Source organism: Oceanobacillus bengalensis (assembly GCF_003628445.1).
Taxonomy (GTDB): domain Bacteria; phylum Bacillota; class Bacilli; order Bacillales; family Amphibacillaceae; genus Oceanobacillus; species Oceanobacillus bengalensis.
In genome coordinates this window covers 1-10,101 of the sequence record NZ_RBZO01000057.1, presented here as the reverse complement: position 1 = coordinate 10,101, position 10,101 = coordinate 1, and the positions used below count along the sequence as shown (strand labels likewise).

8 protein-coding genes and 8 tRNA genes are annotated in these 10,101 nt (G+C 36.1%); 14 read left to right on the top strand and 2 right to left on the bottom strand.

The features are described from left to right. Window positions 1-530: 530 nt before the first annotated feature. The 5 genes from D8M05_RS20350 to D8M05_RS19560 all read left to right on the top strand — a co-directional run bounded on the left by D8M05_RS20350 (window position 531) and on the right by D8M05_RS19560 (window position 4,646). Window positions 531-1,409: a hypothetical protein gene (locus D8M05_RS20350; protein ID WP_183072871.1), complete on the top strand. Its 879-nt coding sequence runs from the start codon at window positions 531-533 to the stop codon at window positions 1,407-1,409. Between the two features lie 81 nt (window positions 1,410-1,490). Then, window positions 1,491-2,000, top strand: a complete 510-nt coding sequence (locus tag D8M05_RS19575; RefSeq protein ID WP_183072870.1) for a GNAT family N-acetyltransferase — start codon at window positions 1,491-1,493, stop codon at window positions 1,998-2,000. Window positions 2,001-2,259: 259 nt separating this feature from the next. Further along, complete coding sequence (locus tag D8M05_RS19570) at window positions 2,260-2,799, top strand: uracil-DNA glycosylase family protein (RefSeq protein ID WP_245985548.1); 540 nt, start codon at window positions 2,260-2,262, stop codon at window positions 2,797-2,799. Window positions 2,800-2,878: 79 nt separating this feature from the next. Continuing rightward, entirely contained in the window at window positions 2,879-3,796 is a 918-nt protein-coding gene (locus tag D8M05_RS19565; RefSeq protein WP_121134747.1) for a WD40/YVTN/BNR-like repeat-containing protein, read from the top strand. Next, window positions 3,783-4,646 (top strand): hypothetical protein, encoded by an 864-nt coding sequence (locus D8M05_RS19560; RefSeq protein WP_121134745.1) that lies wholly within the window; start codon window positions 3,783-3,785, stop codon window positions 4,644-4,646. The genes D8M05_RS19565 and D8M05_RS19560 overlap by 14 nt, the downstream gene beginning before the upstream one ends. A 191-nt stretch (window positions 4,647-4,837) precedes the next feature. On the opposite strand, the gene D8M05_RS19555 is transcribed toward D8M05_RS19560, so the two are convergent. Both D8M05_RS19555 and D8M05_RS19550 read right to left on the bottom strand, forming a co-directional pair. Beyond that, window positions 4,838-5,863 carry a DUF3231 family protein gene (locus D8M05_RS19555; RefSeq protein ID WP_121134743.1) on the bottom strand — a complete coding sequence of 342 codons (1,026 nt, stop codon included), beginning with the start codon at window positions 5,861-5,863 and terminating at the stop codon, window positions 4,838-4,840. Window positions 5,864-6,000: 137 nt separating this feature from the next. Continuing rightward, window positions 6,001-7,164, bottom strand: a complete 1,164-nt coding sequence (locus tag D8M05_RS19550; RefSeq protein WP_121134742.1) for a DUF4317 domain-containing protein — start codon at window positions 7,162-7,164, stop codon at window positions 6,001-6,003. Window positions 7,165-7,540: 376 nt separating this feature from the next. On the opposite strand from D8M05_RS19550, the gene D8M05_RS19545 reads away from it, so the two are divergent. The 9 genes from D8M05_RS19545 (at window position 7,541) to D8M05_RS19505 (ending at window position 9,623) form a co-directional block, all read left to right on the top strand. After that, on the top strand, window positions 7,541-8,503 hold the full coding sequence (locus D8M05_RS19545) for an MBL fold metallo-hydrolase (protein ID WP_121134740.1): 963 nt from the start codon (window positions 7,541-7,543) through the stop codon (window positions 8,501-8,503). A gap of 262 nt (window positions 8,504-8,765) precedes the next feature. Beyond that, a tRNA-Glu gene (locus tag D8M05_RS19540) sits at window positions 8,766-8,840 on the top strand. Between the two features lie 4 nt (window positions 8,841-8,844). Then, window positions 8,845-8,920, top strand: a tRNA-Val gene (locus D8M05_RS19535). 158 nt (window positions 8,921-9,078) lie between these two features. Continuing rightward, window positions 9,079-9,155, top strand: a tRNA-Met gene (locus tag D8M05_RS19530). 14 nt (window positions 9,156-9,169) lie between these two features. Further along, window positions 9,170-9,242 (top strand) — tRNA-Phe (locus tag D8M05_RS19525). A 22-nt stretch (window positions 9,243-9,264) separates the two neighbouring features. After that, a tRNA-Tyr gene (locus D8M05_RS19520) sits at window positions 9,265-9,349 on the top strand. A gap of 28 nt (window positions 9,350-9,377) precedes the next feature. Next, window positions 9,378-9,454 (top strand) — tRNA-Arg (locus D8M05_RS19515). Between the two features lie 11 nt (window positions 9,455-9,465). Beyond that, window positions 9,466-9,539 (top strand) — tRNA-Gly (locus D8M05_RS19510). 10 nt (window positions 9,540-9,549) lie between these two features. After that, window positions 9,550-9,623, top strand: a tRNA-Ile gene (locus tag D8M05_RS19505). Window positions 9,624-10,101 lie beyond the last annotated feature (478 nt).

Here is a 10,101-nt window from a genome sequence, read left to right as displayed (position 1 = left end):
CATTAGTCCATTTGATTGATTCACTAAGTGCCCCTGCGAATAAATCTTGCAGGGGTACTAAAAAACAAAAGTGTACATTCTTAAACAATCAAAAGTGTACATTTTATCGTTGACATTTATACAAAGGTAGTTGATAAAGGCTGTCAACGACGGAAGGAAGAGGAAATAGAGTAAAAAGGTAGTTGATAGAGGTAGTCAGGCGACGAAAGGAAGAGGAAATGGAGAGCACAAAGGTAGTTGATAAAGGTTGTCAACGACGGAAGGAAGAGGAAATAGAGTAAAAAGGTAGTTGATAGAGGCTGTCAACGACGGAAGGAAGGAAGAGGAAATGGAGAGCAAAGGTAGTTGATAAAGGGTGTCAACAATGGAAATAAGATTAATTACTGTTTGATTTTTTTATTCTAGGCAACCACCAGTTCCGAATGATAAAGTATCATTTTAATTGGCTTTTTATTTTGTTTAAATATTTAGAAAATATGGTAAAATAGATTGGAAGATAGGGGAATAGTCATGTGAACTAGAGGTGCGAAATGAGGAATATTTTAAAGTCATTGATAGGATTGTCTTTTGTATTAACATTAGCAGCATGTATTGGAGAAGATTATGATGTTGCTGTTCCAACTGCATATTTACAAGTAGAGATTGGATTAACAGACCTACAAACACAATTAACTGAAGCGAATATTAGTTGGGATTCATCGAGTGGTAAGGTAGAACAAACAATAGAGAATATAGAGGAGTTTGGATTATCACAAGATGAAATTAGAGCTTTTCCGAACCAAGAGGCTTCTTTCGTATTTAAAGAGAATGAAGAAAATGGTGGAGATATTTGGACAGACCCAACGATAAAAGCTGCTATATGGAAAGATGGGGAACAAATAGCCATTGAATTGAGCGATACCTATGAATTTCAACTCCCAACGAACGAAGGGAACTATGTTTTAGAAGTAGAATTTGCTAATTCACCAGACAGGGTTCAATATGTGGGGAATATTGTTATTGAAAAACGTAGCGAGGAAACAAAAATAGTTGATGGAAAACTTCCAGATTTCGCCATTATGGAATTACCAACGATAGAAAAGGTTCATAATGGAGAGTCCGAAAATACCGCATTTGATCATAGTTATGAGGAAGTGTGCTGGAATCATTGTGATGACAATAACATATATAATCACACCAGTGTGCATGCAGGAGATGTTGAAATAGGGGATACAATACAAATCGATTGGAATAACATTCAACCACAGCCTAATGAAATAAATTTTATTCACATACATACAGAGAAAAATGAAGTGATTAAGCAGGAACGTATAGACAATACGAACACGCCATTAGAAATAAAAGTTGATGAAGAAAAGATTGATTCACAATATGCTTTAGTTTCTATGGAAAGATGGAACCGAGCTTAAAGGAAGAAGTATGTTGAATTTTCGATTCGAATAATCACTAATTCTGTTAACGCGTATTTTACTTAAGGAGAAGTAACGATTATGGATATTAAATTGGAAAAATTACAACACGCTGATGCTAATAAATTATATGAATTTGAACTTGAAAACAAGGCATATTTCGAAAAAATGGTACCAAGTCGTGGAGATGATTATTATCATTTAGAAATCTTTATAAAAAACCATGAAGCGTTACTTGATGAACAAGCTAAAGGACGATCGTGTTTTTATTTAATAAAAGATGAAAATGATATTCTTCTTGGAAGAATGAACTTGGTAGATATTTATAAATCTCAACATATGGGTCACATCGGATATCGAGTCGGAGAAGCATATACTGGAAAAGGAGTCGCTCATACTGCATTAAAGTTATTTCTAAGTATGGTGAGCAAGCAAGGAATAAAACAAATTCTAGCGAAGACAACAACGAATAACATAGCCTCACAAAGAGTTCTCGAAAAAAATGGATTTACATGTATGGAGACAGATGATAAAGCATTTGAAATGAATGGACAGCTTTTTAAGTTTGTTTATTATAAGTGGAATATGTGAGACTTTTTATTGATTGATACTGGGATATCTAAATTTAAAATGATACGTCATATATAAATAAACGTACAGAGTTACAAAAATATTTGCCTGCAATTAAAAATTTGGATTCTTGTCATTCAATTACAAAGAACGATTTGTTGGTAGATGATTTTCTAATTGATAAGGATGGGGAGCTGAGCATGTATTATGCCCCCCATAATGAATATATAAACAAAAAGCAATGATTGTTATCGTCGGGATTACCCCGGGTTGGAAACAAATGAAAATGGCTTTTCAGCAATTCGTCAAAGGTTTGGCGAATCTAGATAACATAGAAAAAATTTTACAAGATGTTAAGAAGGCTGCTAGCTTTTCTGGAACGATTCGCTCAAATCTCATTCATATGCTAGATGAATGTGGTGTTCATGAAGCAATCCATGTTAAAAGTTCCTCTTCTTTATTTGAAGAACATAGACAATTACTGCACACAACCTCCATTATTAAATACCCTGTTTTCTACCAAGGAAAGAATTATACTGGTCATCATCCTATTATCTCGCATTCTTCGTTACTTACCACCTATGCTTATCATATATTCCCTCAGGAGTTTAGTCAGATCGAACAGCCTGCACTTATTATCCCTTTAGGGAAAACAGTTGAGCATGTCTTTGATAAGTTAAATAGAGAAGGGAAGCTACCGGAGCACTTCTATTTATATGGTTTTCCTCATCCTTCAGGCGCAAACGGTCATCGGAAGAAGCAATTACTATTACAAAAAGAATCACTCCTTTCTACGATTAGTGCGTGGGCAGGTCGCTAGTATTTACATGCTTATGCATACGCTAAATAGGTACGCTTTGATAACATTAACTGAAAATATTCATAAGGGGGGCCTTCTTGTGAAAAAGTTTATCCTAATTTTTTCTACTATTATAATAATCGGTTTAATCTTTGGTATTTCCTATTACGAAATGCAAGGGCTTAATTCTTTTCCAAGACTAAATCATTCGAATATAACTACAAATCCATCCACCCGAGAACAGCCTCAAGTTGCACCACTGCACCCCGTTAATAATGATTCAATTAGCTATTCGTTACAAAATGACGAACTCAACATTACCTTTAACAAAGGACAAGATTGGGTAAAGGTTCCGGTTGAGAAAGATTTGTTATTTGATGGGGAGTACAGGGGCAATAAACAAACATTGATTGATGATAGTTATATACTTACGGAAGACAGAGCTGCATTCTTGTATAGACAGGGAGCAGTCGTTTTGAAAAATTCCCTCGATCAGGGGAAAACCTGGAAAGATGTTATTATTACAGAATCTTTCCCAGTCTTACGTTTTAGAAAAGTAGACTTCTTAAACGAACAGTTCGGTTATGTAATTATTTCTGGTGATCGAACGATGTCTCAGGAGTATTCAGCTGCCTTCTTAACGCATGATGGTGGGGAAACTTGGGAACAGACAGCAGATCTACCGACAACGAGATTAATTTCGGATGGTGGGTTTGTAGATGAAAGGACAGGATTTTTATCCTATGGGACCATTAATCCTGAGGAGCCAGATTTATATGTTACGCAAGATAGCGGAAATACATGGTACAAAGCTGTCTTTCATATTCCAGAGCAGTATGATAGGATTTTTGTACAAACAGAAGTTCCAGTGAAAGAGGAAGATCATTTGTCGGTAATGGTTAATCAAGGTCCCAACGGTGATTATGAAGGTGGTAGGGTGAAAGGGAAATTTATATCAAAAGATAATGGATTGACTTGGGATTTTTCTGAGGAGGTTCATCCAAATGAAAGAATATAAAAATAAATGGATTGAGATAGGTGGCTGGATTCTGTTTCTTTTTGCAGTTGGCTTTTTCTGCTTGCAAATGGGATACTTCTTCGTACATGCAAGATATCAAGTAGAATATATAGATAATAGGCTATTCTACATTATAAATATGCTTTGTGTTATTTGTTTAGTGCTAGCTCAGATGTTATTGCTGAGACTAAATAAAATGTTAAAAATAGGAATTGTTATTGTTGCCGCCGTATTCATCATTGTTAATGGTTTCTTACTTGATAAGAATAACGGCCAAATCATGAACATAACAAGTATATCCCCTGATTTCAAACATGTCTTTTCCGTTAAAGAAGATGTTGCGAGTGGTGAGGCAGTATATTACCGGTCATATTATAGTATTTTAGCTCGTCCTAAGGAAATGTTGCCAAGTGAGATAGTTGGAGAGTACAAAGTAGAATGGTTAGCAAATGATATTGCAGCTTTTACTTATCAAACTCCCGATAATACCATCCAACAATTTATTGGTACATACGGTGATCGTAAAAATGGTACATCTTACTATTATGTCGGAGCAGAGATTCATGGCGTATGGCAGGGGGAAAACGTCGAGGTAAATAGTAATCAAGAAGGAATCTCTGTTACGGAAAATAATAATACAGAGTTGTTTTCGTGGGAGAATATTGAGCAGTTTGGTACACTAGCTGTTATTTTAAAAAATAACAACGGAGCTGCTTGGACAATAGCGTTAAATGAAAATTTCGAGGTGCATTCTGATGCTTCAAAACCAACTGTTGGAAATATTAGTTTATACAAAGCAACGATGGATGAGAATCAGCCAATAATTTTGCATGATAAGAATTCAAGGTGAAAAGCGGAATACATGACTTAAAAGTACAAAACAATGCGATCATACCAACTGAAAATTAAACGATTGAGCAATTTATAAAAGGTGCAGACATAGCTTTTGATAAAGCGAAGCAAGATGGTAGAAATCGTTAGATGACATTACGAGTTTGCCTTTATAAACAGGAGCAACGCAAGTAGCGTTGCTCCTGTTTATTAGGATTCCATTTTATTCTTAGCCAATTTATCTCTGTTTATCGATCCTGGTGGTTGTTCTAGCCAATTGTTCGTAATCATAATATCTGCTCCACTTTTTGCGAGTCGAGCAACTTCTAACGATAAACGTTCGTAATTTACCATTAAATCACTTCGCTGGCTTGCGGCCGCAGCGGTAGCATAATTCCCAATTCCAGCTGACATGATAAGGGACATGTGGAACATGATTAATTTATCTGAAAAAGTCTGTGTTGTTGAGTCGCTAACACCTACATTAGGTACCTGTGCAGCTTCAATATCGTTGTCCAACAATACATCAACAAAAATTTTAATATGTTTTTTTGAAACTTCTTTTCCTCTGAGCATAAAATCTTGTACCTCTTTTGTTGGGGACGTTTGAGCAAAGGCAAGACACAATTTCACACCGACTGCATTTGTTGTTATGTTCTGATACAAATGAGAGATTTCAACGGAATTTAATGGTCGCTTCTCGCTAAAAGGATTTAAACCGCTTAAATATTTCTTATTATCAACATAGTCCGTTTCTTTTGGAACTTGAATATAAGGAGGCCTACTATTTAAGCCTTTTTTTAGAGCGATATCACTTGTGAGATTATAGAGTTTAGCCGTTTCAGATAAAGCATCTGTAAAATATCCTCGGATATCTTCTCTGGTAGACATGGAGGTAAAACCACTATAGGTTAACATCCCTACTTTTGCCATGTGATTCACATAGCTTAGACTAAAAGTGTCTGTAAAGAGCCAAGGAGCATTCATATTAACGTCTTGTTCCGTAAAACCGTTTGGTACGGCAAATTTATCGTGTTCAAAGATGGTGTGTAGCTTGTTTACATGATTATACGATATATCATAAGCATACTGAATAACTGGTTTTATTTCTGGATCTTCTATATGCTTGAGCATAAATTCTAAAATACATGTAGTCATACTGTCATTCATATAACTTGTCCAAAGTGAAGCAATCTCGGCAGATGTTAGGTTTATGTGTATTTTTTCCTCGTTCATCCAAAATCCTCCTAGATAATGCATAGATAAACTTATTATCTACAATAAAGAAGTTTTTATGAATTAAATTTTGAAAAGGGGTTACTTCAGAAAATGATTAGGTTTGATGGAGTAACCCCTATAGAATTGCCTGGCACCTATAATGTTGCTGTATCTAGTTGAAACCCTTCAACGATTACATCATCATTGATTTCGATTAGAAGGCACCGTTTTCCGTTGTAAGTAATATATTTTATATTTTTCAGGTCTTTCGGGCTAAGTGCTAAGTTTGCAACCTCTGTATTTATTTTGATGGTTTTAGGAATTAGATTACCTGCTTTGAATGAATGTTTTTCATCATCGATGACAGTTTGAAAGGCGTTTTTTACCTTTTCGGTATCTATATCCTCAACCCCACTAACTGCTAATATGTGCTCAACGTCCTGATAGTCTATAGTTGGGGCTTCGGTTTCTTCCTCGTCTTCTTCATTTTCCTGCACAATTTTATCGAGTTCCTCATAAATATTGGAAATGACCTGCGAATCCACTCTTTCTCCTATGACATTGTTTAAAATCAGCTCGAAGCAATCCTTATCTTCCGCAGCGGTAATTATATCTTCACAATTGAGGACTTCTTCAATAAATGTGACATCTGGCTCGTTAGCTTTTCCAGCACTATAGAGAATATGATTCACATCAGAAGCATTATCATTAAAAGTTGGAAATAAGAATCCTTTTAAAGGTGCAGTTAAATTGATAATCGGATCTACGTCACTATTTGATTTGAATTGTTTTTCAATATAATCAAATACTAAAGATTTTTTTGGTTGATCGGTTTTATTCAAACTACAAAGGATAAACTTGTTGGAATAGACTTGATCATTTCCACCTTCTTCAGAGTCAGCATCACGTTTCTTCACTGGTTTACGATATTCTCCGCTAATAAATGTTACAACCGTATCGAAATCATATTTCGTATTTGCATACATTTTCTCGACAATGTATAGCATATATTCCTTCCAGTCGTCTGTCGTGTCCGCATGTAAGCCTTCAAAAAGAATAGACTGTGTGCTCTCTTCTACACCACCTTTGAATGTTAACTCAAATAGTTTGGAATCGATCTGACCTGTTAATATTTTCTTGAAGTTTACCAAAAATAATTCTTGAGATTCCCTATCCAACAGTTCGAATGGCTGGCTTACATGGTGGTAAATGTCAGCCGATTCTTTCTGTACGTAAACATTGAAGATTTCCTTGATATTCATAAGTTCATTATCTAATTTAAATTGCTTTCGGATATTAGCGATGTCTTGTTTATTCATTTATTTCAACTCCCTTTTCCGATTATACCTGTTTAGGGAGGAAATTGTAATTACAGAACAAACAAATCTTTTATCGTTAAATGCAGGATTGAGGCTATTGGTGCAGGGGAATATGGGAATGGATTTATAGTAGGAGCTAAGGAAGTATGGAAGCTAGCAGAATAAGTAGCGACGTTGATTAAAGAAATAACAGGATTTGGAATAACCATTAAAAAAGAATGAAATTATGCAAGCATATCCTTACAATCCGACTATATTGAGGTAGAATAAAGGAAAATACAGACTAAAACAAATTGGTGAAACGTTTAATGAGATAAGTAAATATCAAATTCGACATTTCTCGACAAGTGACAGGCACCATATAGGAGGGTGTGTAATGCAAAAGTTTGATGGTGAAGAAATTTTCCCTATTATAGTAGATACTCATTCGTACTTAAAATCTGTAAACTTTTACTTGGTTAAAACGGTAAATGCCTTAACTTTAGTTGATGCAGGTTTGGATACAGATGAATGTTGGAATACGTTAATGAAAACATTACATGATAACGACTTTTCACTACAAGATGTAACGGATATTGTCTTAACACATAATCACGTCGACCATGTTGGGTTAATTAATCGGATTACTGCAAGTCATCCTATACCAGTATATGCACATCAAGATGCGATTCCACGTTTGAAGCGTGATAGGGAATTTTTTGAAATGCGGGTTGTGTTTTTTGCGAATTTATATGAAAAAATGGGATGTGGAGACGCAGGAAAGAACCAAGTAAATTATCTAAAGCAAATGATGGAGAAAAACAGTACAAATAAAATACATACAGAGATTACACCAATAGGTGAGAAACATTTGGGCTTTGATATTATCCATGTACCCGGCCATGCATCAGATCAGATTGGTTTGTATAGCGAAATAAATAACATCCTGTTTTCCGGTGACTTGCTTATTAATCACATTTCTAGTAATGCTTTTGTTGAACCTAATATAAAAGGAGAGCGTCTCCCAACATTATTACAGCATAGAAAATCATTGGAAAAGGTATTGACCTTATCCCCGAAGCTTGTATATTCCGGTCATGGAATATTAATAGAGGAAGTACATTCATTAATTAAAAAAAGAATAACTGACATGGAAAGGAAAGCGGTGAAAATTAAAGATTTAATAGAGAAAGGTATCTCGACAGGAAACGAGTTAGCGCAATTCTATTATAAAAAGTTGTATAGCACGCAATTTTCACTTGTCATGTCCGAAATTATTGGGCAGCTAGATTATTTAGAGTATAATCGACAAATCACAAAGGAATTAAGAGAGGATGGAGTCTGGCATTACTTTGTATAGAATAGGGGTTAGTTACAACTTTTTAATGTTAGGATTATTTACTATTACAATTTATATATAGAAAGAAAAGGATGATAGAATCCTTTTCTTTCATTCATTAGATAATTTTTAACATATTTCTATTGACTTCTATAGTATAAAGTTATATTATTAATCTCGCTGATGAAAAACATTTAATAAATCTTAAGTAAATACTAATTGACAACGAAACGATATAATGGTATATTGTTAATTGCTCAGCAAAATTTGTCGAATGATTATTGGCCCGTTGGTCAAGTGGTTAAGACACCGCCCTTTCACGGCGGTATCACGGGTTCGAATCCCGTACGGGTCACCAACATGGAGGATTAGCTCAGCTGGGAGAGCACCTGCCTTACAAGCAGGGGGTCACAGGTTCGAGCCCTGTATCCTCCACCATTAATTTTTCACTCTATCGCGGGGTGGAGCAAAACCGTAAACCTCTTGGAATACTTCAATGTAGGTTTTACGAGGAGTGCATCATCACCGAATAATCTTGAAACACGACGAGCAGTTTTAAGCAAGATGCATGAGCAATATTATATTATTTATACTATCGCGGGGTGGAGCAGTCTGGTAGCTCGTTGGGCTCATAACCCAGAGGTCGTAGGTTCAAATCCTGCCCCCGCAACCAAATTATCCATTTATGGCTTGGTAGCTCAGTCGGTAGAGCAGAGGACTGAAAATCCTTGTGTCGGCGGTTCGATTCCGTCCCGAGCCATCTTTATTATGTTTCCAGTTATGGAGGGGTAGCGAAGTGGCTAAACGCGGCGGACTGTAAATCCGCTCCCTCAGGGTTCGGCAGTTCGAATCTGCCCCCCTCCACCATCTTTAATATTAAAAGAAATACTATGTTCGGGGAGTAGCTCAGTTGGATAGAGCAACAGCCTTCTAAGCTGTGGGTCGCAGGTTCGAATCCTGTCTTCTCGACCATCTTATCAAATGCGGGTGTAGTTTAGTGGTAAAACCTCAGCCTTCCAAGCTGATGATGAGGGTTCGATTCCCTTCACCCGCTCCATATTTCCTGTGGGCCTGTAGCTCAGCTGGTTAGAGCGCACGCCTGATAAGCGTGAGGTCGGTGGTTCGAGTCCACTCAGGCCCATCACACTTTTTTAAAAAAAGTGTTGACTTTTAATTCTATCTGTTATACAATTTAATTCTTGTCGCTAATAAGGCTAACTTAACGACATTTGGCAAAACATTTATTGACATGTATTACCTATTATGATACATTGTATATGTTGCTGCTGTGAAGTGGTGAACATAATTGCTCTTTGAAAACTGAACAAAACAACCAGTATGATTTAAGAAAAGGTGAGAGCGTTCGTTTTACGACGTACGAACTGGACTGAGCCGAAGGAAATAAAGGAAACACGACGACCGTAAGGAGTCGATGTTGACTTATCGTACGGAGGTGAAGGAAGTTTCGCTAGTCGTTGAACGCTCGAACTAGACAATCATACAAAAGAAACGCTAGTTTCTTTCTATAGAAGGTAACACTTCTAAAAGCTAAGACTCATCTGATTGATTGGTGTTAATCAGATACAAACTTTTTTGGAGAGTTTGATCTTGGCTCAGGA

Excerpts from the sequence above, each read along its gene's own strand:
- D8M05_RS19545 (WP_121134740.1), top strand. The coding sequence starts at position 7,541 with ATGCAAAAGTTTGATGGTGAAGAAATTTTCCCTATTATAGTAGATACT.
- D8M05_RS19570 (WP_245985548.1), top strand. The coding sequence starts at position 2,260 with ATGAAAATGGCTTTTCAGCAATTCGTCAAAGGTTTGGCGAATCTAGAT.
- D8M05_RS20350 (WP_183072871.1), top strand. The coding sequence starts at position 531 with ATGAGGAATATTTTAAAGTCATTGATAGGATTGTCTTTTGTATTAACA.
- D8M05_RS19550 (WP_121134742.1), bottom strand. The coding sequence starts at position 7,164 with ATGAATAAACAAGACATCGCTAATATCCGAAAGCAATTTAAATTAGAT.
- D8M05_RS19575 (WP_183072870.1), top strand. The coding sequence starts at position 1,491 with ATGGATATTAAATTGGAAAAATTACAACACGCTGATGCTAATAAATTA.
- D8M05_RS19555 (WP_121134743.1), bottom strand. The coding sequence starts at position 5,863 with ATGAACGAGGAAAAAATACACATAAACCTAACATCTGCCGAGATTGCT.
- D8M05_RS19560 (WP_121134745.1), top strand. The coding sequence starts at position 3,783 with ATGAAAGAATATAAAAATAAATGGATTGAGATAGGTGGCTGGATTCTG.